Here is a 26,278-nt window from a genome sequence, read left to right as displayed (position 1 = left end):
CTCAGGATTTTTGGGAATCGGTCTTGGTCCCGCTGCGGCGGAGCGCCGGCCGGCCCTTGTCGTCTTTGGGGAACCGGGGCCCGTCCGGGTCGGGGGGCACGGGTTTGGATTCCAGGTCGATGGGTTCGCTCAGGCCCCGGATCACCGGTAGTTCCAGGTTGTTGTCGTCCTCGTCGAATACGTCCTGCCAACGGTACATCCGCTCGTCCCCGCGCCAGATAAAACCTTCCAGGATACGGCTTTCCTCGGGCAGGTCCGCCTCGGGATAGATCACCCCGTCCGGGTCAATGAAGAAGGTGATATCCTGTATCTCGCTCGCTTCCATCAGCAGGCGGATGCGGCTGCAGACCGTCTTGTCGATGCCGATCAGCTCGTTGTCGTCGTCATACATGAAATAGACCACTTCAGTATTGCCTACCAGGTCGACGATCTTTAGCTGGTCCTCGATGAATTTGCCGAACAGATCCTTGCCCTTGGCCTGGTTGTACCCCCGGTGCCCGATGGTGTCTTCCGAAATAAGGAAGGCATTGCCGAGGACTTTCAGGGAATCGGGTTTCTGGGTTTCCAGGTCGCTGAGCAGGTAGATGCTGTCGCCGGTCATCTGGTTTTCCAGATTCCAGATTACCGGCTCCCGGATGAGTTGGGTAATCCCGGTCCGTTCCTCGAAATGGATGGAATCGCACTTGCCGCTCAGGTCGGTTTTAAAGAATTTTGCGTTCCGGTAGGCCCGCAGGATCCGGGCGTCAGGCGCTCCGGTGACCATCAGGGTATCCCCGTGCATATAGAGGGAATCCTGCTCCACCAGGCTGATGGAGACGGCCCGCCGCGTGGCGAAGACGGAGTCCCTGGCCCGGTGCACCTCGGCGTAGTGCGCCCGGATAACGCCCTTGTTGATGGTATCCGTGATGACGATGTTGTTGGTGGCCGAGGCGAATTCGGAGGCCTTGTCGAAATACACGCTGTCCCCCTCGATGATGCGGTCGTTGTAATGAATCTCCGTATTGCGGATCCCGTAGCCCTGTTCCACACGCGTGTCGTAGAAACCCCGCTCGCAATAGAGCGTATAATCCTCCCCGGTAATCGTGGACGGCCCGTACATATATGCGTTCTTGGAATTCGTGTAGTAGTCCAGGCGGGTAGACTCCAGGGTGTAGTCCGGGTTCTTGATCAGAACGGAGTCCTGGAACTGGTATTTCTTGGGAACCATAAAGTAACGCCCCACCTCGCTGGTAAGCGTATTGACGGAGTCCACTATCCGTCCGAAGTCCCTGTAATAAGCTTCCTGGCGCTCCCGATCAAAATAGAGCGTATCCGTGGTCAGCGTCATCGACTGATTCTCGAGGCGGACGGATTCGTATGCCTTCGCCAGGCGGAGGTTCCCGTTGTATTCCACCCGCCCGCTGGTCATCAGCACCGAGTCGCCCTGCTCCAGGCGGACATTCCCGATGGCTTCCAGGCGGTTGTCCTTCTGGTAGAGGAAGGCGTAGTCGCACCAGAGGTCGGCCCCCTGGTGTTCGAACTGGACCTGCCGGGTATCCCGGCTGAATATAGAGGCTCCCGGCCGCAGGGATTCATCCTTGGTAAAGTTCCCCCCGTAGACGATGTTGATCTTCCGGTTTTGGGTACTATCGGCCTGGGCCCGGGCTATAGGGATGGACAACAGGCAGGCCAATATGAGAACAAGAATTCGCATCGGGGTTAATTTGTCCAAAAATAGCACAATTTCAACCGCCTCAGCGGCGAATGGTCTGGACGCGGTCCGGGCCTACGGAAACGATTTTTATCGGGGTTTGCAGGGCATCCTCCAAAAAAGCGATGTAATCGTTCAGGGCTTCGGGCAGTTCGGAGGCCGATCCCATGGCGGTCAGGTCTTCCTTCCAGCCGGGCATTTCCGTGTAGACGGGCGTCAGGTGTTCGGCCTCGAGTGTATAGGGGAGGTGGTCGATGGTTTCCCCTTTGTATTTGTAAGCCGTACATACCTTGATGGTTTCAAACCCGCTCAGTACATCGGCCTTCATCATCATCAACTGGGTAACCCCGTTAATCCGGACAGCGTACTTCAGGGCCACCAGGTCCAGCCAGCCGCACCGGCGGGCCCGGCCCGTGGTTGCGCCGAATTCGTTGCCCACCCGGCCCATGGTTTCCCCGTCCTGGTCAAAGAGTTCGGTAGGGAAGGGGCCGCTGCCCACGCGGGTGGTATAGGCTTTGAAAATCCCGAATACATCCCCGATGGTCCCGGGGGCTATCCCCAGTCCGGTACAGGCCCCTGCAGCTGTTGTGTTGGAGGAGGTGACGTACGGATAGGTGCCGAAATCGATGTCCAGCAGGGAGCCCTGGGCTCCTTCGGCCAGGATGCGTTTCCCGCTATCCAGCGCCTGGAAAAGGTACTCTTCGCTGTCGATGAATGTCAGTTTTCTGAGCGATTCCACCGCCTGGAGGAAGTCGGCTTCGAGCTCCTGCAGGTTGTACTGGATGTCCACGTCGTAAAAATGGATCATCGCCTCGTGCTTATCGGCAAGCGCCCGGTATTTGTCCCGCCAGTCGGGTAATTCCAGGTCGCCCACCCGCAAGCCGTTCCGGCCCGTCTTATCCATATAGGCCGGCCCGATCCCCTTGAGGGTGCTGCCAATTTTCGCCTTGCCCTTGGCCGCTTCGGAAGCGGCGTCCAACAGGCGGTGCGTCGGCAGGATCAGATGGGCTTTGCGCGAAATCAGCAGGCTTTTTACCGGGTCTACGGGGAAATCGGCAAGTTTTTCCAACTCCCCCCGGAAGATGACCGGGTCGATCACCACCCCGTTGCCCACCACGTTGACTGCTTTGGGGTGGAATATCCCGGAGGGGATGGTATGGAGCACGTGCTTGATACCGTCGAATTCCAGCGTGTGCCCGGCATTGGGCCCTCCCTGGAAGCGCGCGATAATATCGTAATCGGCGGTGAGTACATCGACGATTTTTCCTTTTCCCTCGTCCCCCCACTGGAGGCCGAGCAGCAGATCTACAGGCATGGGTCGTTTATGAATCTTTGGCGGTTTCCTCGCTTGGGTTACGGGTTCCGTAGAAGTAGAGCGAGTGATTGTTGATTTTAATGTCAAAGACCTCTTCGATGGTCTTCTTGATGGATTGGATGCGCGGGTCGCAGAACTCCACGACTTCCCCCGTATCGGTCAGGATGACGTGGTCGTGCTGCCGGTCAAAATAGGATTTCTCGTACTGCGCCTGGTTTTTGCCGAACTGGTGCTTCCTCACGAGTTTGCACTCCAGGAGCAGCTCGATCGTATTGTAGAGCGTAGCCCGGCTAACCCGGTAGTTCTTGTTTTTCATCTTGATATAGAGCGATTCGATATCAAAATGGTCGTCGCTGTCGTAGATTTCCTGGAGGATGGCATACCGCTCGGGGGTCTTGCGGTGTCCGTTCTCTTCCAGGAAGGTGGTGAAGACATTTTTGACGATTTCCTGATTCTTGTCGGCCATGGGCAGTGGTGCTACATCCGCCTACAAAAATACGCTTAAAATTAGGAATAGCCGCACGATGCAACTGATTTTAGGGCCGGGGGGCGTCAGGTGCGCACCACTTTGTCGATCCCGTTGATTTCCTTGAGGTTGGACACGAGTTTCTTCAGGATGGCCTTGTTTTTCACCACCACGGTGATTTTCCCTTCAAAAGTACCCCCGTCCGTACTGAAATTGATGTTGCGCATGTTTACGTGCATCTCGTCGGATATGAGGTCGGTGATGTCGTTGATCAGCCCCATATTGTCGATCCCGCTCATGCGGATCTGCGCGGTGAACTCCTGCTGGGTGGAATCCACCCATTTGGCCGAAATGATCCGGTAGGCGTAATTGGACTGCAGCGAAATGGCATTCGGGCAATTCTTTTTGTGCACCTTGATCCCCTCGTTGACGCTGACAAAACCAAAGACGTCGTCTCCCGGGATCGGGTTGCAGCACTTGGACAGCGTGTATTCCAGCTTCTCCTCCTCCTTGCCGAAAACGAGCATGTCGTATTTGGAGGTGATCTCTTCCCGGTCGATGTCCTTGGGCGGTTCCTTCCGTCGGATCTTGTTTTTGAAAAAGCTGATGAAGGCGTTGTTGTAGGAGGCGGCAAAATCCCGGATTTGCTGATTGTCGATGGCGCCGTTTCCGACCCGGTAGAACAGGTCCAGGCTGGTCTGCAACTTAAAGTAAGTGACCATTTTATTGACCACGTCCTCGTTCAGCGTGACTTTCTGGGATTTCAATTTCCGGCGCAGCATTTCCTTGCCCTCCATTGCGAGCTCTTTCTTCTCTTCGCGCAGGGAGGAACGAATCTTGGAGCGGGCCCGGCCGGTTGTGGCGTAATCCAGCCAGTTCTGGTTGGGCTTGGCGCTTTCCGAGGTAATAATCTCCACCTGGTCCCCGCTTTTCAAAACCGTGTTTAGCGGGACCAGTTTGCCGTTCACCTTGGCCCCCCGCGTTTTCAACCCCACCTCCGTATGGATGTGGAAGGCAAAATCCAGGGGCGTGGCCCCTTTCGGCAGGGATTTCAGATCGCCGGTAGGGGTAAAGACGAAAATTTCCTTGGAATACAGGTTGAGCTTGAACTCCTCCACAAAATCCACTGCATTCCCGTTGGAACTTTCCAGGGCTTCCTGCAGCCGGTTCAGCCAGATTTCGATACCCTGTTCCTTCTGGTCGCCGTGCTTGTATTTAAAGTGAGCCGCGTAGCCTTTTTCGGCAATCTCATGCATCCGCTCCGAACGGATCTGCACCTCCACCCAGCGCCCCTTGGGTCCCATCACGGTAATGTGAAGCGCTTCGTACCCGGTGCTTTTCGGGGAGGAAATCCAATCGCGCAGCCGCACCGGATTGGGCGTAAAGTGGTCCGTTACAATTGAGTAGATCTTCCAGGCGAGGAATTTCTCGTTCTTCCGGTCCGATTTATAGATAATCCGGATGGCGAACTTGTCGTAGATCTGGTCGAAGCCCACATTTTGGGCCTGCATTTTCCGCCGGATGGAATAGATGGACTTCATCCGTCCCTTGATATGGTAATTCAACCCCTCACGGTCCAGGGAATCCTGGATGATGGCGGTAAAGTCCTCAATGTACTTGCCCTGTTCTTCCTTGGTGTCTTCAATCTTGCTGAGGATGTCGTTGTAGACCTCCGGTTCGGTGTATTTCAGGCTGAGGTCCTCGAGTTCCGTCTTGATGTTGTACAGCCCGATACGGTGGGCCAGGGGGGCGTAGATATAGAGGGTTTCCGAGGCGATCTTGACCTGCTTGTGCTCCGGCATGGCATCCATGGTCAGCAGGTTGTGGTAGCGGTCGGCAATCTTGATAATGATCACGCGCACGTCGTCGTGCAGGGTCAGCAACATTTTGCGGAAATTCTCCGCCTGCTGGGAAATATTCGTATCCTTTTTCAGGTGGGCGATCTTGGTGAGCCCGTCTACGATTCGCGCCACGGTTTCCCCGAACATCCGCTCGATGTCGTTCAGCGTGTACGGGGTGTCCTCCACCACGTCGTGCAGCAGGGCCGAAGCGATGCTCACGGCATCCAGACCAATTTCCGAGGCGACGATCTTGGGCACGGCGATGGGGTGGAACACATAGGCCTCCCCGGATTTGCGCCGCTGATCCTTATGGGCGTCCACAGCCACGTCAAAGGCCTGCCGGATCAGGCGCTTGTCCTCATCGGAGAGCGTCTGGTAGCTGATGCGAAGCAGTTCCTTGTACTGCTTGGCGATCTCCTTGTTTTCTTTCTGTATCAGGGTCTGGGAAGCCATATTTTAAAAGTAGTGCAAATTCAATAGGATCACAACAAAAATTGTGCCCGACGTCCGGCAATAGGGGTCTCAGGCCGAAAAGATATCGTGATGCCGGCCCATTGTAACCGGTTGGCCGCCGATCTCCCGGCTCCGGGCGGCAGAAATGGCTACAACTCCACCTCGATACGCGGGTTGAGCGCTTTGAGGGTGCTGATAAAATCGGCCTCGTCCTTAGGGGAGATCAGCGTCATGCCGCTGTCCCCGTATCGCACGGCCAGCCGCTTGAGGGAGCCCGCCGGTGACGCGAGCGGATTGTAGGAGCGCCGGATGCTCCGGATTTCCCGCACGGGGATATGCAGTTTTACCAGGAAACTTCCGTGCACATGCAGGGTTTCTTCCCGGAGCTCGTAGCGGATACCGGCAAACAACACGGCGATAAAAGCGACAGTAGCCAGGTTGATAACCAGGCCCGCTAGGGCACCTTCCCGAACCATCAGATACGTGGTGGGGATAAAGACTGCAGCCAGTATGAGAACAAGTACCGGGCTGATGCGGGAGGCGTAGCGTTTCTCCATGGCTATTTTTTGATTTGCGAAGCTATTAACCGGGATAAATTTACGAAATACTGCCCATGGTCCCGTTGGGCCGAACAGGTATCCAGAGGTCTTCTTCGGATTCCGGGTGGTTCCCCTTGTACTCCGGGCCCATCACCGCAAAATGCGGCCGGTTGTCGAGCTGGTAAACGGAGGACGCCAGCCATTCTTCGAGGATCCTCCTGTAAAAAGGGGCCACTGCCTGGGGTGTGCCTTTGTAGCGGAAAACGGCATACAATCCGGTAGGCAGGACCAATTTATCGAGTTCCCCGGGCATATCTTGCCAGGACTGTACCGGGACAGCGGCCCATTTAACAAAGGGCCGTTTAGGGTCAAACGCCTTGAAATAATCCAGTCCGGGGTAGATTTCGACGGAGTAGAGGTCGCCGCCCTGCCGTGTCGGGATTTTCCGGGTCAGCGGCATAAACTCCTGCCAGAGTTCCCGGGTGCGGTTCCCGATTACCGACATTTCACGGCCCAGGCCCGCCAGGAGCGTTTCGGGCAGGGTTTCTATTCGGGGCAATAGCGGTTGGTTGGCAGTTTTGTTAAAAATAGTCAGTGTGTTTTTGAGGTTGCTTTTATGAGATTTGGTTTCAGGGGGATATACCAGGTCGAATCCGCATGGCCGATTCGGCCATCCATCTCCCGGGTAACCACACGGTCTACGATATCCAATCCGGTCTGCGCCATTCGGCCAAATGTGTCGATGCCCTGGTTTGGAAAATTTTGCCGGGTCCTGTGGATGTGGAACCGGTTGGAGAACGTCCGGCCAAAGGTTTTTTCAACATCCTTTTTACCCAGGATAAAACCCAATAATCCGCCCCAGGTTGCCGTCGGGTTGTCCGAATCCCAGCCGCACAACACGCCGATTTTAATGGTTTCCCTGAGGTCGCCCTCCCCGTAAAACAGGCTCACCAGGCTGGAGGCGAAATTGATCCCGGCGGCAAAACATCCGTTGCAATACAGGTCCTGGGAGGTAATTTCATACCCGTCCCGCTGTTCCACCTGGTAGCGTTGATAAATGGAATCCCGCGCCTGTTCCCAGGGGATACCCGAAGCGTATTTCGCCTTGACAAAATCGTACATCCGGGCAGCGTAGCCCGTATCCGGGAGGTGGGCCCTGGCCGAATCGGCAACCTGGACCAACTGGGGGCCGAGGGGCTTTTCCGTATTGATCAGGGGTGCAAGGGCGTGCATGACGATATAGAATTCCGAGATCAGGGCTGCCTGCCCCCCGGCCGAAGTGCGCACGGGCAGGTAGGCCATTTTCAGGGCAATGTCGGGTCTGCCCGGGGCGAGGAGCCCGAACAGTTCGGTGGTGAGCTGGGCATCGATCATTTCCCAGTGTTCGTTCAGGTCCGGGTCGCTTGTCCGGGGAGGCAAAACCCCTTCCTGCATGAGGTCAAAGGCCTGCTGGTTGGAAACCCAGAGGTAGTTCTCCTCTTCCTTCCGGATATGCCTGAGCCAGCCGTCGCGGATTTGTTCCGGGGTCAGGATGGCGGTTTGGTGGGTAGCCAGCAAATGCTGGTACATGTATTCGATGTCCGTATCGTCGTCCGCCCCCCAGAGGCTGTCGGGCCCCCGGAATACAAAGTCGATGGTCCGGGACAACGCACTGGGGGTATCCGGGGTAAAAATACTGGGTTGATCGGGTTGCCCCCAGTCCTCCCGGGTGTAGAAGCGTCCCGTTTGGATCGCCCCGATGTTCCCGATTTTATCCATCTCGGTGACCAGGCCCGTCCAGTTGGCGATGCAGGCCCCGAGCCAGAAGCCTTCCAGCTGATTGGCATAGGCCGCTTTGTCCAGGGCCAGGGTGTCCGAAGGGGCCGCCTTGCCAATTTGAGAATGCAATGGCCCTGCGAGTATCAGCATACAGGCGATGGCTGGAAACACGGCAGGTTTCAATGAATGCATCATAGCGTAAATATAGGCGATCTAAGATGATGTTCCCAGACGGCCGCACTTATGTTCGCAGCCTGCCGCACCGATGTTCCCGGCCTACCGGCGGCGCGACCGTTTCCTTTTTAGTTCAAAAAGGTCCAGGCGCCGGTCCTTCAGGTTGCGGACGCTCCCAAGCTGGTTGAGTTCCAAAAGCAGGTCCATGTCCAGGTCGGCAATGAGGATCATCTCCGTATTCGGTGTCGCCTCGGCCTTAACCCCGTCTGAGGGAAAGGCAAAGTCGCACGGGGTGAGCACGGCAGACTGGGCATACTGGATGTCCATGTTGTGGACCTTGGGCAGGTTCCCCACGCTGCCGGCAATGGCCACGTAGCATTCGTTCTCGATGGCACGGGCCTGGGCGCAATTCCGCACCCGGGAATACCCGTTCTGGGTATCGGTCAGGAAAGGGACGAACAGGATGTCCAGGCCCTCGTCCGCCAACAGGCGGCTGAGTTCGGGAAATTCTACATCATAGCAGATCAATACCCCCACCTTTCCGCAGTCCGTGTCAAAAGACCGGAGCGTATCGCCTCCCTGCATCCCCCACAAACGGGCTTCGTCCGGGGTCATGTGCAGCTTGTCGTAGCGCTCTGTGGTACCGTCCCGACGGCACAGGTAACCGGCGTTGAAGAGCAGCCCGTCCCGGATTTCCGGCGTGCTCCCGGTAATCACGTTGATGTTGTAGGAGATGGCGAGCTCCGAAAACCGACGGACCACTTCCGGGGTTTGCTGGGCCAGCATCCGGATGGCTTCGGATTCCGGCAGGTGGTTGTAGGCCGCCATTAGTGGCGCGTTGAAGAATTCCGGGAAAAGCGCAAAGTCCGACCGGTACTCCGATACGGAATCCAGGAAGTATTCGGCTTGCTGCATCACCCCGTCCAGATCCTTGTAGTGCCGCATCTGCCACTGCACCAGCCCGAGGCGGACCACTTTCTTCCTGCTCGCCGCCTTCCGGGTGGGCTTTTCGTAGTAGATATTGTCCCACTCCATCAGCACGGCAAACCCGTTGCTGTCGTTGTCGCCTTTCAGGTACCCCTTCATGATTTTTGACGGGTGGAAGTCGTTGGCAATCTGGAAATTTAGCACCGGGTCGTCGAGTTCCCGCCTCCGGACCTTGTCAATGTATTGCTTGGGGGTAAGTTCCCCGCTGTGGAGGTGGTAGTTGGGCATCCGGCCCCCGAAGGCAATTCCCTTGAGGTTCAGCTTTTCCGTGAGTTCCTTCCGGTAGTCGTACAGGCGTCGCCCCAGACGCAGCCCCCGGAATTCGGGTTTGATAAAGATATCGATGCCGTAGAGCACGTCCCCTTCCGGCGTATGCGTGTTGAACGAATCGTTGCCGGTGATGTCCTCGTAAGTGTGGGCCCCGTCGAGGACGCCGCTGTCGACGATGATGGACAGGGCGCAGCCCGCCAGGGAGTTGTTGATCTTGATCACCACCTGGCCTTCCGGGAATTTGCGGATGAGCGATCGGATGTCGGCCTTTTGCCAGTAATCTTCCTGCATGCTCGGGTAGGCCTCGATCATCGCCTCTTTGAGCTCCTGATAGTCCTTCAGGGTCAGGTATTGCAATTCGATGTTCTCGATGTTCGTTTTCATATATGGGAGGATCTATTAGGGCCGTTCGCCGTGGAATCCTGCGCAAAGGTAAGGTGTTCGCGGGATACTTGGTTCGGACTTTGCAGAGGGATCTCAACAGGGCGCACCCGCACGAGGATCAGGTCTTGCAGGCGAATCCCGCCTTACTGTCCGGCCCGTCGCATTCCTCTTTACCGTCCAGCCCATCGCATCCCGCCTCACCGTCCCGCCCGATACTGTCCCGCTCGTCGCGTCCGGTTACTCCTTCCGATCCTCCTGCTGCAGCTTTCGGATCCGCTCGGCCAGGGGTGGGTGGGAATAGCGCACAAAAACATAGGCCGGGTGGGGGGTGAGGTTGCTGAGGTGGTTTTCGGAGAGTTTTTTCAGGGAAGTAACCAGGGGTTCTGCCGCGTAGGTTTCCCGGGCAAAGGCATCTGCCTGGAATTCGAATTTTCTGGAAATAAAATTCATCGCCAGGCCGGTAATTTCAGATATCGGACTGTACAGCAAAGCAAAACTCAGCAGGGTGGCGTGGAAACTGGGCCGGTCCACCCCGATGGCCAGGGACAGACCCGGGTGGTTGATAAAGAGGGACAGGATATACAGGGTAAGGCCCGTCAGGGCGAGGGAGGCCGCCAGATTGAACAGGATATGGTTGCGTTTGTAGTGCCCCACCTCATGTGCGAGGACTGCCACCACCTCTTCTTCGTCGAGGTCCCCGATCAGCGTATCGTACAGGGTCACCCGCTTTTGGGTCCCGAACCCCGAAAAATAGGCATTGGCCTTGGTGGAGCGGCGCGACCCGTCGATGACGAAGATCTTTTTCAGTTCAAACCCAACCCGGCGTGCATATTCGTGAATCCGGTCTTTCAGCGGCCCGTCCTCCAGGGGTTCCTGCCGGTTGAAGAGCGGGACGAACACCCGGCTGTACAACAGGTTTGTCAGGACCGTGAACACCCCGATAAGCAGCCAGGCATAGATCCAGAAACCCGGCCCGGCCCACCGGTAGAATACCATGACCAGGGCGAGCAAACCGCCCCCCAGTATCATCGCGAGCGCCCAGCCTTTGAGCTTGTCCGCCCAGAAAAGGGCAACCGTTTGCTTGTTGAAACCAAACCGCTCCTCGATGACAAAGGTCCGGTACCAGGAAAAAGGCAGCCCGATGAGTTCCCCTCCCAGGAACAGCAACCCGAAAAACACGAGCGCCTGTCCGATAGGGTCCTGGCTTATGGATATCGCCAGGGTATCCAGCCAGCCAAAACCGCCAAATACCAGGAATCCCAGGGTAGCCAGGAGCGAAGCTGTCGAAGCGGCGAACCCGAAGCGGTAATTCGCCCGGTTGTAAGACTGGGTTTTCTCATAGGCCTCCCGGTTGTACAGGTCGGCCACTTCTTCCGGGGGTGGGTTCCCGAACCGCCGGGCATTCAGATACTCCAGGAGCGTATCTGCCAGGTAATCCAGGATGAGTATGCCGATGATCAGGTAATACAGCGCTTCTGAGGTCATAGATTCAGGGGTTGGCAATGAAATCAGGGATTGGTAATATTTTCAAATCCGCGTTGCCGGCGTGCCTCAAACAGCAAAACGGCGGCTGCCACGGATACATTCATGGAATCGATGGCCCCGGCCATCGGGATTTCCACACAGGCCTCCGCCTGCCGGGTCCATGCCTCCGTCAGGCCGGTGGCTTCCGTTCCTACGGCGATAGCGGACGCCCCCAGGTAGTCTGCCTGGTCGTACCGCACCGAACCGCCGAGGCTGGCAGCGTATACGGCAATATCCCGGGCCTTCAGGTAAGACAGGGCTTCCTCTGTGGAGGCCTGGGCCACCGGGACGGTAAACAGGCAACCGACGCTCGACCGGATGACATTCGGGTTATAGAGGTCCCCCTTCAGGTCGGCCACAATAACGGCATCGAGGGACGCAGCGTCTGCCGTCCGCAACAGGGCCCCCAGGTTACCCGGTTTTTCCGGGGCCTGGGCAACCAGGATCAGCGGGTTTTTCCCTTCGAGTTCCAGGTCCTGCAAACGGTGCTCCCGGGCTTCCACCAGGCCGATTACCCCTTCCGTCTTGCCCCGGTAGGCCAGGTGGCTGTATACCTCCGGAGACAGACTCACCCACGAACAGCCGGCCCGGTCGCTCAGGGCCTGCCGCCGCTCATCGCCCAGGATTTCCGGGCAGTAGTACAGGGTCCGGATGCGGTATCCGCCCTGCAGCGCCAGCCCGAGTTCCCGGTATCCTTCCAGGACGAATACCCCGGATTTACGACGGTCCCTGGACTTCTGGCTCCAGTGTTGCAGTTGCCGGATTTCCGGGTTCTGGATACTGCTGATATGTTTTATTGCGTCCATAGCTGAACAAAAAAACGGAACGACCCTGGGGTGTTCCGTTTCAAATATAGGGTTAATTCGGCGTCTGACATCGGAGGGTCGCCGGGGCTCCTGCCGGAGACGGGGTCCCTCAGGTTGTCCCGTAACGATGGCCGCCCAGCTTACCGCTGCCCGTACTTCCCGGCATACCGTTTCCAGAGTTCCGTCTGGTGGGTTTCCAGGGAGATTTCCCGCCCGTCGATAAAGGCGTGGGTCAGCTGGTTGGTCCGCATGTCCAGGGCATCCCCTTCGGAAATAAACAGGGTAGCACTCTTGCCCTCTGCCAGGGTCCCGTACCGGTCGTCGATCCCGAGGATTTTGGCGGTATTCCCGGTAATGAGCTGGAGGGCCTTTTCCCGGTCTAGGCCAAATCCGGCCACATGTCCGGCGTAAAAGGGCAGGTTCCGGGTTTGGAAATTGGCCATGTCTTCATTTTGCAGGCCCACCAGTATCCCCGCATCGGCCAGGATCTTCGGGAGTTTGTAGGGCAAATCGTAATCGTCGTCGTCCAGTTCCGGGAGCATGTGGGGCTGGTTGACCAGGACCGGGATGTCGTGCTCTTTGAGGAATTCGGTTACCTGGTGTGCCTGATAGCCCCCTACCAGGACTATTTTGGCCACCCCGGCCTCCTTCAGGGCGCTCACGCCGTCAATGATTTCGCGTTCCCCGTTGGCGTAGACATACAGGCGCTGGGTACCGTCAAAAAGGCCTTGCATCGCCTCGAATGCCGGGTTGAGCGGGGCGGAGCCCCCTTTGCCATACGCGTGGGCATTCCGGATAAATTCAAGGATTTCTTGCTGGTCGCTTTCGTAATCCTTGTTCGGTCGGAGGCCACGGGGTTCCCCGAGCCACCAACGGCCCCTGCGGAAGGAACGCGGCCAGTGCATATGAATACCGTCATCGGCCTGTACCACGGCGTCCTCCCAGTTCCATGCATCGAACTGTACAATGGAGGAGGTGCCGGAGATCGTCCCCCCCTGAGGCGTCGCCTGGCCGAGCAGCACCCCGTTGGGCCGCATGCTCTCCACCACCTTGGATTCGGCGTTGTAGGCAATCAGGCTGCGTACATGGGGAATCATTCCCCCTATTTCATCCTCGTCATCCGAGGGGCGCACTGCGTCGATTTCCACGAGGCCCAGGGATTTCACCGGGGCGATGATGCCGGGATAGACGTGTTTCCCGTCGGCGTCGATGACCCGGCCCGTGGGGGTTACTCCAGCCCCGATGGCTGTGATAACGCCCGCTTCGAAAACGACGGTGCCATTTTCAACGGTGGTGCCGTCGCCCAGGTGCAGGGTAGCCCCGGTAATACTGATGGTCTCGCTCTGGGCAGGGGCCGGGGTTTGCTGGGCAACCAGGCTCCCTGTGGCCAGTAGCAGTAAACTTACTATGAATTGAATACGTTGCATACGTGTCATTTTTTGAGTTGGAGGATTACAGGCTGTCGCAGTGGAAGCGTTCCCTGCGGTTTTGACGGGGGGTCCGCTTGGTACCCCCGTCCTTTTCCTGCAGCATCATGTTGATGAGCGTATTGCGCTCCCGGTCGATGCGTTGCCGGATTTGCTTGTCCCGTTCCAGGTCAAAGTACGGGATCCCTTCGATGTAGGTCTTTTCCGCGCGGGAATAGACCGAAAGCGGGTGTCCCGACCACAGGACCACATCGGCGTCCTTGCCTTCGGCAATACTGCCTGTCCGGTGGTCCAGGTGCAGCAGTTTGGCCGGGTTGATGGTCACCATCTTCCAGGCTTCCTCCTCGCTCATCCCACCGTATTTGACTGTCTTGGCGGCCTCCTGGTTCAGTCGGCGGGACATCTCGGCATCGTCGCTGTTGATGGCGGTGGTTACGCCGGCACGGGTCATGATGGCGGCGTTGTAGGGAATCGCGTCGTTTACTTCGAACTTATAGGCCCACCAGTCGCTGAAAGTGGAACCGCCCACGCCGTGTTCGGCCATCTTGTCGGCCACCTTGTATCCTTCCAGAATGTGCGTGAAGGTATTGACCCGGAAGCCCATTTTTTCGGCTACCTTCATCAGCATGTTGATTTCGCTCTGAACGTAGGAGTGGCAGGAAATAAATCGCTCCCCCCGGAGGATTTCCGCCAGGGTCTCCATTTCCTCATCGTGCCGGTAGGGCTCCCCGGAATCCTTTTTGGCCTGGTATTCTTTGGCCCGCTGGAAGTAATTCAGGAAGACCTGCTCCACGCCCATCCGCGTTTGCGGGAACCGGTCAAAACTCTGCCAGTTGCTCTGTTTGACATTTTCACCCAGGGCGAATTTGATAAATTTCGGCATGTCCTCGTAGAGCATCTCATCGGCAGGCCGGCCCCACTTCAGTTTGAAAATGGCCGACTGGCCCCCGATTGGGTTGGCCGATCCGTGCAGGAGCTGGATGGAGGTAACCCCTCCGGCCAGGTTCCGGTAGATATCCACATCTTCCGGGTCCAGAACGTCGGCCATACGGACTTCGGCCGAGGAATTGTGGCCCGCTTCGTTGATGGACACGCCGGCAATATGGCTGTGTTCGTCAATGATCCCGGCTGTCAGGTGTTTGCCGGTGGCGTCGATTACGCGGGCGCTTCCGGCATTGAGGCCCTGGCCGATACGGGCAATCTTCCCTTTGCGGATCAGTACGTCCGTATTTTCCAATACGCCTGCATCCTCGCTCGTCCATACCGTGGCATTCCGGAAGAGGACATCTTCCTGTGTCGGGAGGCTGGTGAAGCCATATCCGACATTCGGATAGGTCAGGGGAAGTACCTCCGGGGCATCCTCCTCTGCGGAGGACTTTTCGGCTACCTCCGGCTCAAAGGCCTGGGTCATCCGGGCGGTCATTCGGGTGGAATTCCCGTTGGGCAGAACACCTTTCCCCTGAAGATGGTCGGAGCCTGCTGCCACCCGGGCCGTCATCCGGTAGCGTTCGCCCGAGTCGTTGAAACTGAGGTCCACCCAGTCGCCCGAGTAGCTCAGGCTGGATTTGAGTTGGGCCGTGTCCCGCATCACTTTGAGTTTCGGGGCAGCCGCCTTCCCGGAGATCTCAAGGGAATACGTTTTGCCCCCGGCGGCCAGGGAATAGGTACCCCGGATATCTTTCCGGCTCATATCCTCCAGCACCTCGCGCTTCCCGCGCACCCAGTTTTCGTACAGGGTAGTATTTTCGTCAAAAACGGGTCCGGAGGTAACCAGGAAATTTGCCAGCCTGCCCGGCTGCAGCGACCCGATTTCGGCGGATTTACCCAACAGGCGCGCCGGCACGGTAGTGAGTGCTTCCAGGGCCTGTTGTTCGGTAAGGCCGTGGGCCATGGCCTTGCGGACTTTTTTGAAAATGTCCGATTCGTTTTTTAACCCGTGCAGGGTGAAGGCAAAGGAAACCCCGTTCTCCGCGAGTACCCTCGGGTTGGTCGGGGCCTGGTTCCAGTGCTTCATATCTTCCAGGCTCACCAGTTGGGCTTCGTACGGGTTGGAGACGTCAAAGGCTTCCGGGAAATCCAGCGGCACGACCAGGGAAGCCCCGGTGGCCTTGATCTGTTCGATATTCTCGTATTCCTGTCCGCCGGCGAGCAGCACATAGGAGACCCCGAAGGCGTCGCCGATCCCATCCGCCCTGAGGACGTTGTCCTTGTCGCCCGCCGCAAAGAACTGTACAAGCCCTTTGTTGGCTATTAACGCTTCCAAAGACCGGTCTGTATTCGAGGTATTCCCCCGGGCATACCAGTCGGCATCGTGGTACATCTGCCGCAGCAGTGCCATGGCGCCCATCAGGGACGTCGGGTAGGACTGGCGGGAGGTCACGCTTTTCTCAAAGGAGAAATACTGGCCCGATTCGTCGTCCAGGACCCGGCGTGCATCGTCGTCCGATTCGCTCAGTGTGAGCAGTACCCCCGTACCCCGGGCGATACCGTCCTGCACATGGCTGTTCACCACCCCGAACCCGGCTTTGCGCAGGGAAGCGGCCTTGCCCTTGTCAAAGGAATAGGCTGCAATGGCCTGTTGTTCCGGACGGATATGGTCGTTCCAATAGAAGCCGTCCCGGCTGGCGTCGTACTGGGCGGTCCGGCCGGACCCCTGGGCCCGTTTGGGCTTTTCCATCCCAAAGCCTGAAAAAACGTCTATAAAGGAGGGGTAGATTGAATGTCCTTTCAGGTCGATTACCACGCTGTTGTCCGGAATTTGCACGGAAGTGCCGGCCTGGACCACCTTGCCGTTTTGGACCAAAAGGGTGCCGTTTTCGATTACCTGACCGGGTGCCGTATAAATCCGGGCATTGGTCAGGGCCGTGTAGTTGTCATTGGTCGCTTTAACGCCGTCGTTTTTTGGGAAGTATTCCTGGGCAAAAGCGAACATCCCCAGCCCCAGAAAGGCCAGGAGGGTTAATTTCCATTTCATGTGGTGCGGTAGTTTTGAATTAGCGGACTAAAAATAGGACAATCGGCCGGCCCCCCCGGATGCCCGCGGGACTTTAACAATTATTTAAGGAATACCCGCCCGGGTTAAGGAATGCCTGCCCGTGCGAGGCAGAGCGGGCTTTAATCTTCAGGAGCCGGGGCCGATGGCGGCGGCCCCGGCAATACCTCCAGCTCCCGCCTGTGGTAAGCCACCAGCAGGGAAACCACGCGGTTGTAGCTGGCGATCCCGTCGGCCTGACGGTTTGCCTCCAGGTATTTGCTGAACACGGCTTTAAAGACCGGCTCCAACGGATTTTCGTACGCCCCCCAAAATTCCTGCATTTCGGCGTAGTTGGCGCGGACCCCGGGATGGAGCCCGCGGGTAATCCGTTTGCGCTCCAGGCTGTCCACGCGGTTGATTTCCGCCAGGCAGTACCCCAGTCCGTAGGCGGATGCCGCATACTGGAAGTACGGGTCCGGATTCTTCTGGGTGACCAGGTATCCGATAAAATTGGTTTCGTTTTCTGCTGAATAGCCCAGTTGGTGGCCCACTTCATGCCCGCAGACCACCGGGTAGCGAAACAGCGGCAGGCGCCCGTTGACCTGTGCCTCCCCGGTAAAAGGGTTCAGGTACCCCCCGTATCCCATATAGGTAAGTGCGGTGCTGATCAGGGAGTTTTTCAGGCTGGGATGGCGGTAGGTAAATTCCGGGAAATCCCCGGAGATGTTTTGGTAAGCCGCCACGGTCATTTCCCGTATTTCCCCTTGCGAATAGGGCAGGCGTACCGGGGTGAGGGTATCCCCGGCAAGCGTCTCCTGCAGGGCATTCGACCGGGCGGCAAGCCACTCGGCTGTCTGCAGGAGTTCCTCCCGGGAGTATTCCTCGGACATCCCCAGGGCCGCCCCCAGGGGCTCCCGAAAATAATTCAGCCCCCAAAGCAGGTAGAAAGTGCCGTGCAGGATGGCAAACCCCGCAAGGAGGTCCCGCAGAAATCCCGGGATACGCCTGCGGACAGTTTTCAGCTTGCGAAAGAGCCACCAGAACAGGAACGCCAGTAATCCGAGGTAGACCAGGTCGCCCACGGAGAAGGGAATCCACCCGTAGATTCGGCGGAAGAACCCGGAGAGGTAGGGGTAGAGCCCCCGGCTGTACCACTTTTCCACCCATTGGGGGGAGCTGGCTGCAAAGCGCACCAGCACCCATTGCAGGAGGAGGGATAGGGCCAGGATATTTTTGATCCGGTTGCGCATGCCCGCAAAAATAGCCAATTCGCTCGTGAGGCTGTGGGGCATTCCGTATTTTTGGCGGATTGAAACGATACCCTATGGAAGAGTTGGTTATTCGGGCGGAGCCCCGAACGGTTTGGAAACACTTTGAATCCCTGAGCGCCGTCCCGCGCCCGTCCAAGAAGGAAGACCGGGTGATCCGGTTTATCCTCGATTTCGGGGCGAACCTGGAGCTGGAGACCCGGCGGGATGCCGTGGGCAACGTGGTGATCCGCAAGCCGGCCAGCAAGGGCATGGAAGGCCGTACGCCCGTGGTCTTGCAGGCCCACCTGGATATGGTGCACCAGAAGAACGACGCCACGGAATTCGATTTTGATAATGAAGGTATCCGGATGTACCGGGATGGCGACTGGGTGCGTGCACGCGGAACAACCCTGGGGGCAGACAACGGCCTGGGGGTTGCCGCCATCATGGCGGTCCTGGAGTCCGACGACCTGGCCCACCCGCCCCTGGAAGCCCTGTTCACCATCGATGAGGAAACCGGGATGACCGGGGCCAAAGGCCTTCAACCCGGATGGCTCAAGGGAAAAATCCTTCTGAACCTGGATACCGAGGAGGACGACGAGCTCAGTGTGGGCTGTGCCGGGGGCGTGGACGTCACCGGGACCTCCCGATATGAGGCAGCAGCGGTTCCCGCAGGTTGGAGGGGATATGAAATTCAACTCCTGGGCCTGCAGGGCGGGCACAGCGGCATGGACATCCACAAGGGTCCTGGAAACGCCAACAAATTGCTGGCCCGGCTTTTGTACGCCTGCTATGATGCCGGGGCCTGCGGGCTACACCTCCTTACCGGGGGGACCCTGCGCAACGCCATCCCCCGAGAAGCCCGTGCAGTCCTTTCCCTGAACCCGGACCGGGAAAGTGCATTCCGCGAAGCTTTTGAGAGGGAACGGACCGCCCTGTTGGAGGAAAACCGGCAGTTGGAACCCGGGCTGGAGATTACCATGTCCCCGGCAGATGTAACCGGGGGCCTGCTGCCCGAAGACGATGCCGGCCGCCTGTTGCGCTGCCTGTTGGGATTGCACAACGGGGTGGTCGCGATGAGTGCGGAATTCCCCGGTCAGACGGAAACGTCCAACAATGTGGCCCGGGTGGCCGCCGGATCGGGCGAAATCCAAATAGGTTGCCTGGCCAGGTCTTCCCGTGAAGGCGCCAAGGAGGCGCTGGTGCGGCAGCTGGAGGCCGTATTTACCCTGGCGGGTTTCCGGACGGAAACCAGCGGGGAATATCCCGGGTGGGAACCCGCTCCGGATTCAGCCATCCTGGAACTCGTGACAAAGCGATACCGGGATCTTTTCGGGGAACCCCCTCGGATTCTGGCGGGGCACGGCGGCCTGGAATGCGGAATTATCAAAGACAAGTATCCCGACCTGGACATGATCAGCTTTGGGCCGACCATCCGGGGAGCCCACAGCCCGGATGAGCGGGCCAGCATCCCTTCAACCTCCAAATTCTGGAAGCTGCTCACGGACGTACTGGCGCATATTCCTGAAAGGAACTAACGCCCTGTCCGCTCCCTGATAGGGATTAAAGCCCTGTCCGTTCTGCGGTTATTCGCTACCCTCGATTTCGATTATTTCCAGGTCAAAAATCATGTCGGCCCCAGGAGGCACGGGGCCGTTGCCCTGGTCCCCATACGCCAGGTGGGAGGGGATAAACACCCGCCATTTGTCGCCCACTTCCATCAGCAGCAGGGCTTCCTTAAAGCCCGCGATCAGTTGCGTATCCGGGCTGTAGGGCATCGGGTAGGGGGTCAGTGAGCCCCGGTGCATCTGCATCAGACGGTCGAGTTCCCCGAATTCCCGTGCCACCGATTCATCCGAACTGTCGATCAGCGTCCCGTCTTCGAGCCAGCCGGAATAATTGACAAGTACCCGTTGCCCGATGGACGGTTTGGGACCTTCCCCTTCGTTCAGGACCAGGTATTGCAGCCCGGAGGGCAGGGATTCGGCCCGGGCTTTCTGGTCTGCGAATTCCGCTACATAGTCCTGTAATCTTTGCCGGCGGGCCGCTTCGGCAGCCTCCTCCTGGGCAAAGTAGTTGCGCATCACCTCCACGGCGTCGAAGTCCTTCGCGTCCCGGCCTTTGCGTACAATTTCAACGGTCTCCATCACCACGGAATCCAGGGGTTTGTTGCTGGCGGGGTCTACAGGGACGGCTGCAATGGAATCCACCACCTCGATCCCCTGGACCACCTCCCCGAATACCGTGTGGATGCCGTCCAGCCAGGGCGTCGGGGCATGGGTGATGAAAAACTGGCTGCCGTTTGTTTTGGTTCCCCCGGAATTGGCCATGGAGAGGATGCCTTTTCGGTCGTGGACCAGGGAATCCACGATTTCATTGGAAAACCGGTACCCGGGCGTACCCCGGCCGGTGCCCGTGGGGTCTCCCCCCTGGATCATAAAATCCTTCATCACGCGGTGAAACGTAACCCCATCGTAATAGGGCTTTCCCTTGAATTCCTCGCTGACAAACGGGCTGGTCCCTTCGGCCAGGGTCACGAAGTTCGCTACGGTAACCGGAGTCTGCTCGTATTCCAGCCGGAGGATAATTTCCCCCTGGTTGGTCTGCATTTCGGCGTAGAGCCCGTCGCCCAGATCGGCATATTGATTGGATTTACAGCCCGTGGCCAGCAGGCCGATCAGCAGGAGTAATGAGAATGTCTGTTTCATAGAATTAGGGATTGGATGATTCGGAATCCGATTGTTTTTCGATTTTTACAATTGTTAGGGTACTCTGGACGGGCAGGTTCGGCCCGATTCGTTCCTGGTCCCCGTGGTACCCGAAGGCCAGGGAGGAAGGAAAGAAGAACACGGCGCTTTCTCCTTCCTGTAAAAGTTTCACGCTGTTGCGCAGCCCCGGGAACAATTCCTGTTTGTCCACTTTATACCGGACCAACCCGATTTCGGTTTCCGGGTAGATGGAATCGTTGTCCCATGTCCGGATATCGTAGGTAAGGGTCACCAGGTCGTCGGGTTGTGGGGTGTACCCATCCCCCGGGGCCTGTTGCAGGTAGTAGTACCGGGATCCGCTTTGGCTGGTGAGGTAGGTATGCTGGCTGTCCGCTTCGATGATCCGGTCCAGGAGTGCCTGCTCCTGTTCCAGGAGCCGTTTGTTCCGCTCGGCCGAAAGCTTCAGGAAGGAGCCGCCCTGACGGGACACGGGCCAACGGACTTCGGGTTCTCCGCAACCGAGGGCGAGTAGCAGCAAGGCGATAACGGCAAACCGCGTCTTCATACAGCGAGTAGTTCGGGTTTGTAATCGGGCAGGAGGGACTCAAACCGGGCTGCGGTTTCCTCCAGGCTTTCCGCGCTTCGTCCCCCTGCGGCATTGATGTGGCCCCCGCCTTCAAAATGGGCCCGCGCCATCTTATTGACGGAGAATGCACCCCGGGAGCGCAGGGATATCTTAACGATCCCTTCCTCCCGGTTCTCGATAAATATCGCCGCCAGTACAACCCCGTCTACGGACAGCCCGTAATTGACAAAGCCTTCGGTATCCCCCTTTCGGAAATCGCATTGATCCAGTTCTTCCTGGGACAGCGTGATATAGGCCGTACGGAAGGAAGGGAGGATTTTCAGGTTATTCAGGGCAATGCCCAGGAGGCGGAGTCGCTCGGGACGGTTTGTGTCGAAGATCTGGCGGTGGATCTCCACATGGTCTGCCCCGCAGTCCATGAGTCTGGCAGCCACCCGGAGGGTTTCCGGGGTGGTGGATGCAAACTTAAACGACCCGGTATCCGTAAGGATCCCTGCATAGAGGCAGGATGCCCCGTCCGCAGACAGCTTCCCTTCACCCTCCAGCGCCTGGATGGTGCGGTACACCATCTCGCAGGTGGAGCTCATTTTTGGATCCGAATACGTCAGGTGTGCATAGTCTCCCGGGCTCTGGTGGTGGTCAATCATGACCAGCCGGGCCCGGGTGGTTTCCAGCGCCTCCGCCATGGCACCCGTCCGGTCCAGGGAGTTGAAATCGAGGGTGAATATCAGGTCGGCTTCGCGGATTTGACGCGCCACGCCTTCGGGGTCTTTGGTATGCAGGATTACGTCCGCTGCACCGGGCATCCATTTCAGGAATGCCGGGAATTCGTTCGGGCAGGCAACCACCACGTCATCCTGGAATCCCAATAGAAATTGCTGTAAACCGAGGCATGCGCCCATGGCGTCGCCATCCGGGTTTTTATGGGGTATCAGCAGGATGCGCTGGGGGGTAGACAACCAGTGCCGCAGCGTTCGGGCATCTTCGGTATTCATGCGTGCAAAGATATAATTAAATAAAGAGAAGACCGGGCGGGTCGGTTGCTTTTATGTTGGTGGTTGCAACAAGAAAATGTACTTTTGCCCAAAATTTCTAAAAATGACCGGAAACAGAACATTCACGATGATTAAGCCGGATGCGGTGGAAAACGGGCATATTGGCCCGATCCTGGAAAAGATAACCGCCGCGGGATTCCGTATCGTCGCCATGAAGTACACGCAGCTGAGCCGCCGGGATGCCGAGGAGTTCTACGCCATCCATAAGGAGCGGCCATTTTTTGGCGAGCTCGTGGATTTTATGACCCGGGGACCGATCGTTTCGGCCATCCTGGAGAAGGACAATGCCGTAGAGGACTTCCGGGCGCTGATCGGGGCCACAAACCCCGCCGAGGCTGCCGAGGGAACCATCCGCAAACTCTTTGCCTCCGATATAGCCGAGAACGCCATCCACGGTTCGGACAGTGATGCCAACGCGGAGATCGAAGGGGCTTTCCACTTCTCAGGAAGGGAAATCTATTCCTGACAGCACAACCCTAACAGCACAACCCTATTGGGAGGGGCAATAGCCCTTGCCTAAAACCCCGGCCCTGACCGGGGTTTTTTTATTTCCCTTCCGCGACCTCTATTTTCCCTTCCGCGACCTGTATATTTCCCACCGCCAACTCAATTTTCCATGCTGCCACTTCTATGGAGTGTGATGCCGGATGGGGGCAGGTGCTGCGCGCGCAGGCAGCAGGGACAACAAGTCGCCACGGAGAGCGGAATTGCAGCAGTTAAAAATGGCTGCCGCAAAGGGAGAAACAGAGGCGGCAGGAAAAAATTAGCGGAGCACGAGTTTTTCAACCACCTCCCGGCCCATCCGCTCGTTCAACATACCGATAATCCGGGAACTTCCCAGGCTGAGTTCTTCCCGGAGGACGGAAGAACCGAGGGAGACATACAGGGTGGAGCCCCGCAGTTGTACCCGGAGCGTATACCCGGCCACTCCCGGCCCCAGGACCTCGTTCCACGCCTCGGCGATGTTTACCTGGTCGATGCCTTTTTGCAGGCCGCGTTGTTTGAGGAAATCCCGGAGGGCGTCCCCCAGGGACTGTTTGTCGTCATTGCGTGCCATCGGGAATGGTGTTTGTTAAGGGTTGATATCTCACATACCGGTACACCACCCCTGCCGGATCGCGCAACGCCAGGTTTTGGGGGCCGAGATCGACGAGGGTTTCTTCCCAGTCGCCTTCCTCCCCGGTATACCGCAGCAGCCAAAGCCCTTCCCTTTCCAGGACTTCCAGGGGCAGGGCGTCGTCCGAGGTTTCAAAGGTGCCGTCCATCCGGGGTTGCAGTTTTTTGCGGTACCCGCTGCGTCCCTGCATCGAGAAGTAATCCACCATGGGACTCGCCGGGAACTCCTTGTTGTTGCCGTCCGGAAATTCAACCTCCCGGATTTCCCAGTAACCTTCCAGGTGGTGCAGGTCTGCCTTTGAGACGCCGGAACAGGAAAATGCCAGAAGCAGTAACCCTATCCCGAGCAGGGCGCGTACCGTCCCCCCCGGGAGTCTCCCTGGAAACGACCATTCCCCGGAGAAGGCCATCCCCGGCCCGGAGCGGGTTGCCTCAATTTTTCTATAATTCGATAAACGCATAGCTCTGGTGGATTTTTTTAACCACCGCTTCGGTGCGGTCGGCATGGGTGTCGCTGATGAATATCTGCCCGAAAAGATCCCGGTTCACCAGGCTGATGATGTGGGCCACGCGGTTTTCATCCAGCTTGTCAAAGATATCGTCCAGCAACAGGATGGGGGTGCCCGGGCGCCGGGCTTTCATAAACTGGAACTGGGCAAATTTCAGCCCGATCAGAAAGGATTTCTGTTGTCCCTGGCTGCCGAACTTCTTGATCGGGTGCCCTTCGATGGTCATGCTGAGGTCGTCCTTGTGGATGCCCTGTGTGGTGTACTGGAGTACGCGGTCCTTTTCCAGGCTCCGCCTCAGCAGTTCCTCCAGGGGAGCATCTGCCAACTGGCTTTCATAGGCCAGGCCCACGGTTTCGTCCCCCCCGGAAATCGCCTGGTATTGCTCGCTGAATATCGGCTGGAATTCCTCCATAAAAGCTGCGCGTTTCCCATGGATCCTGCTACCGAGGGCTGCCATTTGCATGTTGTACACTTCCAGGGTTTCGCTGTCGAAACGGTGGTTGGCTGCAAAATATTTGAGCAGCGCGTTTCGCTGGGAAAGTACCTTCTGGTAATCCAGCACATCCTGCAGATAGCCGCGGTCCGATTGGGAAATCACCCCGTCCAGGAACTTCCTGCGGGTTTCGCTCCCCTCGAGGATCAGGTCCCGGTCGGCCGGGGAGACGATGACCAGGGGCACAGTCCCGATATGGTCGGAAATCCGGTCATAGGCCTTGTCGTTCCGCTTGAGTACTTTTCGAACCCCTTTTTTAAAACTGCAGACGATGTGCTCCGCTTCCCCTTCCTTGTCGAATACCCCGTCGATCACAAAAAAATCCTCCCCGTGGCGGATGTTCTGGGTGGTAACCGGGTTGAAGTAGCTCTTGCCGAATGCCAGGTGGTAAATGGCATCCAGAACATTGGTCTTGCCGATGCCATTGGGCCCGACCAGGCAGTTGATCTTGGAGTCGAAGCTGAAATCCCGGGACTCGAAATTCTTGTAATTCAATAAGGACAAGCGGTTTAAATGCATGGTATTCGGCTCGGTACCCGGGTGGGAGGTTCAGGGGAAATTATTCAAAAATAAGGAATAATTTGCCTTTCGGTTTTGGATAAAACTCGTATTTTTGCGCGACCAATAATACAAAAAATGGCGACATACAAAAAGCGCGGATACAAGCCCAAAAACAAGGGCGAGGAAGCCGGGCAGGAGCATCACGACAGTACCACCGCTGAGGTATTCAGTACGCTGGACAGCAGCGCTTCGAGAACCGAGCAATGGGTGGCCCGGAACCAGAATTATATCCTGGGGGTTATCGGGGTAATTGCCGTGGGTGTGCTGGGGTATCTCGGGTACCAGCAATTTATCCAGCAACCGCGCGAAGAAGCCGCCAGCAATGAATTGTTCTACCCCCTGCAGTATTTCCGCCAGGCGCAGCAAACCGATACGGCTGCGGATTCCCTGTATACGCTGGCTCTCAACGGAGCCGACGGCAAATACGGGCTCGTGGATATTATCGATGAATATTCCGGGACGGAAGCCGCCAATCTGGCGCGCTATGCCGCCGGGGTGTCCTATTTGCAGCTCGACCAATACGAGCAGGCCATAAGTTATCTGGAGGGATACACTTCTGAAGATGCCATCCTCGGAGCGGTAAGCCTGGGGTCCATCGGCGATGCCTTCCTGGAACTCGGGCAATCGGGCGAAGCGCTGAGCTATTACGAGAAAGCCCTGGCGCACGACACGAACAATTTTACCACGCCCCTCTACCTGCAGAAAGCCGGGATCACTGCCCTGGAGATGCAGGAATACGATACGGCCCTCGGCTATTTCAGCCAAATCCGGGACGAATATCCGCAATCCGCACAGGCGTCCGGGGTGGAAGCCCTGATCGGGATGGCCAAAAAAGGCAGCTGAGATGGCGACCTCCGGGAAGAACCTTTCCCACTACGACAAGGAGCAGCTTCCCGATACGGGGGGGATGCGTATTGGCCTTGTGGTTTCCGAATGGAACGAAGAAATTACTGAAGCTCTTTTTAAAGGGGCTTATGAAACACTTATCGATTGCGGCCTGGCGGACGACCGTATCCTGCGATGGAATGTCCCGGGAAGTTTTGAGCTGACCTTTGGCTGCAAGCGGATGATTGAACGGGAGCGCCCCGACGCAGTCATCGCCATCGGGAGCGTGATCCGGGGGGAAACATCCCATTTTGATTTTGTCTGCCAGGCGGCGGCTGCGGGCATCAAAGACCTGAATGTCCGGCAGGATGTCCCGGTTGTCTTTTGCGTCCTGACGGACGATACCATCCAACAGGCGCGTGACCGGAGCGGGGGGCGGCACGGCAACAAGGGTGCCGAGGCGGCAATCGCTGCCCTGAAAATGGCTGCCCTATAAGAATTCCCCGATCCGGAGCCCCACTTTCTGTTAACAATTTTTGGCATGCTGCCCGCGGCCGGGTTTCGCTT

At 57.6% G+C, this 26,278-nt stretch carries 23 protein-coding genes; 4 read left to right on the top strand and 19 right to left on the bottom strand.

All coding sequences use genetic code 11. From position 1 onward, the window contains the following. Position 1: 1 nt before the first annotated feature. From RB2501_RS14190 to RB2501_RS14130, 13 genes are all read right to left on the bottom strand, one after another. Complete coding sequence (locus RB2501_RS14190) at positions 2 to 1,693, bottom strand: OstA-like protein (protein ID WP_041327299.1); 1,692 nt, start codon at positions 1,691 to 1,693, stop codon at positions 2 to 4. Between the two features lie 40 nt (positions 1,694 to 1,733). Further along, a complete protein-coding gene (locus tag RB2501_RS14185) occupies positions 1,734 to 3,005 on the bottom strand; it encodes an adenylosuccinate synthase (protein ID WP_015755553.1) in 1,272 nt (423 codons plus the stop codon). Positions 3,006 to 3,012: 7 nt separating this feature from the next. Next, the gene (locus tag RB2501_RS14180; protein WP_015755552.1) at positions 3,013 to 3,471 is read right to left on the bottom strand and encodes a Fur family transcriptional regulator; all 459 of its coding nucleotides are present in this window, start codon (positions 3,469 to 3,471) and stop codon (positions 3,013 to 3,015) included. Positions 3,472 to 3,557: 86 nt separating this feature from the next. Continuing rightward, positions 3,558 to 5,765, bottom strand: coding sequence for a RelA/SpoT family protein (locus RB2501_RS14175; protein ID WP_015755551.1), 2,208 nt, complete (start codon positions 5,763 to 5,765; stop codon positions 3,558 to 3,560). Positions 5,766 to 5,914: 149 nt separating this feature from the next. Then, a complete protein-coding gene (locus RB2501_RS14170; RefSeq protein WP_015755550.1) occupies positions 5,915 to 6,322 on the bottom strand; it encodes a PH domain-containing protein in 408 nt (135 codons plus the stop codon). Positions 6,323 to 6,362: 40 nt separating this feature from the next. Then, complete coding sequence (locus RB2501_RS14165; RefSeq protein ID WP_015755549.1) at positions 6,363 to 6,863, bottom strand: GyrI-like domain-containing protein; 501 nt, start codon at positions 6,861 to 6,863, stop codon at positions 6,363 to 6,365. A gap of 32 nt (positions 6,864 to 6,895) precedes the next feature. After that, the gene (locus tag RB2501_RS14160) at positions 6,896 to 8,257 is read right to left on the bottom strand and encodes an ADP-ribosylglycohydrolase family protein (RefSeq protein WP_015755548.1); all 1,362 of its coding nucleotides are present in this window, start codon (positions 8,255 to 8,257) and stop codon (positions 6,896 to 6,898) included. Between the two features lie 81 nt (positions 8,258 to 8,338). Next, complete coding sequence (locus RB2501_RS14155; RefSeq protein ID WP_015755547.1) at positions 8,339 to 9,877, bottom strand: bifunctional GNAT family N-acetyltransferase/carbon-nitrogen hydrolase family protein; 1,539 nt, start codon at positions 9,875 to 9,877, stop codon at positions 8,339 to 8,341. A 237-nt stretch (positions 9,878 to 10,114) separates the two neighbouring features. Next, positions 10,115 to 11,362 (bottom strand): M48 family metallopeptidase, encoded by a 1,248-nt coding sequence (locus RB2501_RS14150; protein ID WP_015755546.1) that lies wholly within the window; start codon positions 11,360 to 11,362, stop codon positions 10,115 to 10,117. Positions 11,363 to 11,385: 23 nt separating this feature from the next. Beyond that, positions 11,386 to 12,207, bottom strand: a complete 822-nt coding sequence (locus RB2501_RS14145) for a TrmH family RNA methyltransferase (protein WP_015755545.1) — start codon at positions 12,205 to 12,207, stop codon at positions 11,386 to 11,388. A gap of 140 nt (positions 12,208 to 12,347) precedes the next feature. Beyond that, positions 12,348 to 13,634 (bottom strand): amidohydrolase family protein, encoded by a 1,287-nt coding sequence (locus RB2501_RS14140; protein WP_015755544.1) that lies wholly within the window; start codon positions 13,632 to 13,634, stop codon positions 12,348 to 12,350. A 25-nt stretch (positions 13,635 to 13,659) separates the two neighbouring features. Further along, positions 13,660 to 16,608, bottom strand: coding sequence for an amidohydrolase family protein (locus RB2501_RS14135; RefSeq protein WP_015755543.1), 2,949 nt, complete (start codon positions 16,606 to 16,608; stop codon positions 13,660 to 13,662). A gap of 140 nt (positions 16,609 to 16,748) precedes the next feature. Continuing rightward, positions 16,749 to 17,900 (bottom strand): DUF3810 domain-containing protein, encoded by a 1,152-nt coding sequence (locus tag RB2501_RS14130; RefSeq protein ID WP_148214394.1) that lies wholly within the window; start codon positions 17,898 to 17,900, stop codon positions 16,749 to 16,751. A gap of 32 nt (positions 17,901 to 17,932) precedes the next feature. Between RB2501_RS14130 and RB2501_RS14125 the strand changes: the two genes are divergently transcribed. Further along, positions 17,933 to 19,396 carry an aminoacyl-histidine dipeptidase gene (locus tag RB2501_RS14125; RefSeq protein WP_015755541.1) on the top strand — a complete coding sequence of 488 codons (1,464 nt, stop codon included), beginning with the start codon at positions 17,933 to 17,935 and terminating at the stop codon, positions 19,394 to 19,396. 48 nt (positions 19,397 to 19,444) lie between these two features. On the opposite strand, the gene RB2501_RS14120 is transcribed toward RB2501_RS14125, so the two are convergent. Genes RB2501_RS14120 through RB2501_RS14110 form a run of 3 tightly spaced genes read right to left on the bottom strand, consistent with a single transcriptional unit; the run spans position 19,445 to position 22,147 of the window. Continuing rightward, complete coding sequence (locus RB2501_RS14120; protein ID WP_015755540.1) at positions 19,445 to 20,566, bottom strand: peptidylprolyl isomerase; 1,122 nt, start codon at positions 20,564 to 20,566, stop codon at positions 19,445 to 19,447. Between the two features lie 4 nt (positions 20,567 to 20,570). After that, the gene (gene gldI / locus RB2501_RS14115; protein ID WP_015755539.1) at positions 20,571 to 21,131 is read right to left on the bottom strand and encodes a gliding motility-associated peptidyl-prolyl isomerase GldI; all 561 of its coding nucleotides are present in this window, start codon (positions 21,129 to 21,131) and stop codon (positions 20,571 to 20,573) included. Beyond that, entirely contained in the window at positions 21,128 to 22,147 is a 1,020-nt protein-coding gene (locus RB2501_RS14110) for a DHH family phosphoesterase (RefSeq protein ID WP_015755538.1), read from the bottom strand. The genes gldI and RB2501_RS14110 overlap by 4 nt, the downstream gene beginning before the upstream one ends. 103 nt (positions 22,148 to 22,250) lie before the next feature. On the opposite strand from RB2501_RS14110, the gene RB2501_RS14105 reads away from it, so the two are divergent. After that, positions 22,251 to 22,673: a nucleoside-diphosphate kinase gene (locus RB2501_RS14105; RefSeq protein ID WP_041327298.1), complete on the top strand. Its 423-nt coding sequence runs from the start codon at positions 22,251 to 22,253 to the stop codon at positions 22,671 to 22,673. A gap of 297 nt (positions 22,674 to 22,970) precedes the next feature. On the opposite strand, the gene RB2501_RS14100 is transcribed toward RB2501_RS14105, so the two are convergent. Genes RB2501_RS14100 through recF form a run of 3 tightly spaced genes read right to left on the bottom strand, consistent with a single transcriptional unit; the run spans position 22,971 to position 24,844 of the window. Further along, positions 22,971 to 23,264 carry a DUF721 domain-containing protein gene (locus RB2501_RS14100; RefSeq protein WP_015755535.1) on the bottom strand — a complete coding sequence of 98 codons (294 nt, stop codon included), beginning with the start codon at positions 23,262 to 23,264 and terminating at the stop codon, positions 22,971 to 22,973. Next, complete coding sequence (locus RB2501_RS14095; protein ID WP_148214393.1) at positions 23,251 to 23,784, bottom strand: hypothetical protein; 534 nt, start codon at positions 23,782 to 23,784, stop codon at positions 23,251 to 23,253. The genes RB2501_RS14100 and RB2501_RS14095 overlap by 14 nt, the downstream gene beginning before the upstream one ends. Continuing rightward, positions 23,765 to 24,844: a DNA replication/repair protein RecF gene (recF, locus tag RB2501_RS14090; protein WP_015755533.1), complete on the bottom strand. Its 1,080-nt coding sequence runs from the start codon at positions 24,842 to 24,844 to the stop codon at positions 23,765 to 23,767. Before recF ends, RB2501_RS14095 begins: the two co-directional genes overlap by 20 nt. Before the next feature lie 117 nt (positions 24,845 to 24,961). Between recF and RB2501_RS14085 the strand changes: the two genes are divergently transcribed. Together RB2501_RS14085 and ribH are read left to right on the top strand one after the other, a co-directional pair. Beyond that, positions 24,962 to 25,729, top strand: coding sequence for a tetratricopeptide repeat protein (locus RB2501_RS14085; RefSeq protein WP_015755531.1), 768 nt, complete (start codon positions 24,962 to 24,964; stop codon positions 25,727 to 25,729). A gap of 1 nt (position 25,730) precedes the next feature. After that, complete coding sequence (gene ribH, locus RB2501_RS14080; RefSeq protein ID WP_015755530.1) at positions 25,731 to 26,207, top strand: 6,7-dimethyl-8-ribityllumazine synthase; 477 nt, start codon at positions 25,731 to 25,733, stop codon at positions 26,205 to 26,207. Positions 26,208 to 26,278: the final 71 nt, after the last annotated feature.

Source organism: Robiginitalea biformata HTCC2501, from assembly GCF_000024125.1.
GTDB lineage: Bacteria > Bacteroidota > Bacteroidia > Flavobacteriales > Flavobacteriaceae > Robiginitalea > Robiginitalea biformata.
This window is presented reverse-complemented; position numbering and strand designations above follow the sequence as displayed.

Excerpts from the sequence above, each read along its gene's own strand:
- RB2501_RS14125 (WP_015755541.1), top strand. The coding sequence starts at position 17,933 with ATGGAAGAGTTGGTTATTCGGGCGGAGCCCCGAACGGTTTGGAAACAC.
- RB2501_RS14085 (WP_015755531.1), top strand. The coding sequence starts at position 24,962 with ATGGCGACATACAAAAAGCGCGGATACAAGCCCAAAAACAAGGGCGAG.
- RB2501_RS14100 (WP_015755535.1), bottom strand. The coding sequence starts at position 23,264 with ATGGCACGCAATGACGACAAACAGTCCCTGGGGGACGCCCTCCGGGAT.
- RB2501_RS14140 (WP_015755544.1), bottom strand. The coding sequence starts at position 13,634 with ATGCAACGTATTCAATTCATAGTAAGTTTACTGCTACTGGCCACAGGG.
- RB2501_RS14110 (WP_015755538.1), bottom strand. The coding sequence starts at position 22,147 with ATGAATACCGAAGATGCCCGAACGCTGCGGCACTGGTTGTCTACCCCC.
- RB2501_RS14135 (WP_015755543.1), bottom strand. The coding sequence starts at position 16,608 with ATGAAATGGAAATTAACCCTCCTGGCCTTTCTGGGGCTGGGGATGTTC.
- RB2501_RS14150 (WP_015755546.1), bottom strand. The coding sequence starts at position 11,362 with ATGACCTCAGAAGCGCTGTATTACCTGATCATCGGCATACTCATCCTG.
- RB2501_RS14180 (WP_015755552.1), bottom strand. The coding sequence starts at position 3,471 with ATGGCCGACAAGAATCAGGAAATCGTCAAAAATGTCTTCACCACCTTC.
- RB2501_RS14175 (WP_015755551.1), bottom strand. The coding sequence starts at position 5,765 with ATGGCTTCCCAGACCCTGATACAGAAAGAAAACAAGGAGATCGCCAAG.
- RB2501_RS14095 (WP_148214393.1), bottom strand. The coding sequence starts at position 23,784 with ATGCGTTTATCGAATTATAGAAAAATTGAGGCAACCCGCTCCGGGCCG.
- RB2501_RS14155 (WP_015755547.1), bottom strand. The coding sequence starts at position 9,877 with ATGAAAACGAACATCGAGAACATCGAATTGCAATACCTGACCCTGAAG.
- RB2501_RS14120 (WP_015755540.1), bottom strand. The coding sequence starts at position 20,566 with ATGAAACAGACATTCTCATTACTCCTGCTGATCGGCCTGCTGGCCACG.
- RB2501_RS14170 (WP_015755550.1), bottom strand. The coding sequence starts at position 6,322 with ATGGAGAAACGCTACGCCTCCCGCATCAGCCCGGTACTTGTTCTCATA.
- RB2501_RS14160 (WP_015755548.1), bottom strand. The coding sequence starts at position 8,257 with ATGATGCATTCATTGAAACCTGCCGTGTTTCCAGCCATCGCCTGTATG.
- recF (WP_015755533.1), bottom strand. The coding sequence starts at position 24,844 with ATGCATTTAAACCGCTTGTCCTTATTGAATTACAAGAATTTCGAGTCC.
- RB2501_RS14190 (WP_041327299.1), bottom strand. The coding sequence starts at position 1,693 with ATGCGAATTCTTGTTCTCATATTGGCCTGCCTGTTGTCCATCCCTATA.
- RB2501_RS14130 (WP_148214394.1), bottom strand. The coding sequence starts at position 17,900 with ATGCCCCACAGCCTCACGAGCGAATTGGCTATTTTTGCGGGCATGCGC.
- ribH (WP_015755530.1), top strand. The coding sequence starts at position 25,731 with ATGGCGACCTCCGGGAAGAACCTTTCCCACTACGACAAGGAGCAGCTT.
- gldI (WP_015755539.1), bottom strand. The coding sequence starts at position 21,131 with ATGAAGACGCGGTTTGCCGTTATCGCCTTGCTGCTACTCGCCCTCGGT.
- RB2501_RS14105 (WP_041327298.1), top strand. The coding sequence starts at position 22,251 with ATGACCGGAAACAGAACATTCACGATGATTAAGCCGGATGCGGTGGAA.
- RB2501_RS14185 (WP_015755553.1), bottom strand. The coding sequence starts at position 3,005 with ATGCCTGTAGATCTGCTGCTCGGCCTCCAGTGGGGGGACGAGGGAAAA.
- RB2501_RS14145 (WP_015755545.1), bottom strand. The coding sequence starts at position 12,207 with ATGGACGCAATAAAACATATCAGCAGTATCCAGAACCCGGAAATCCGG.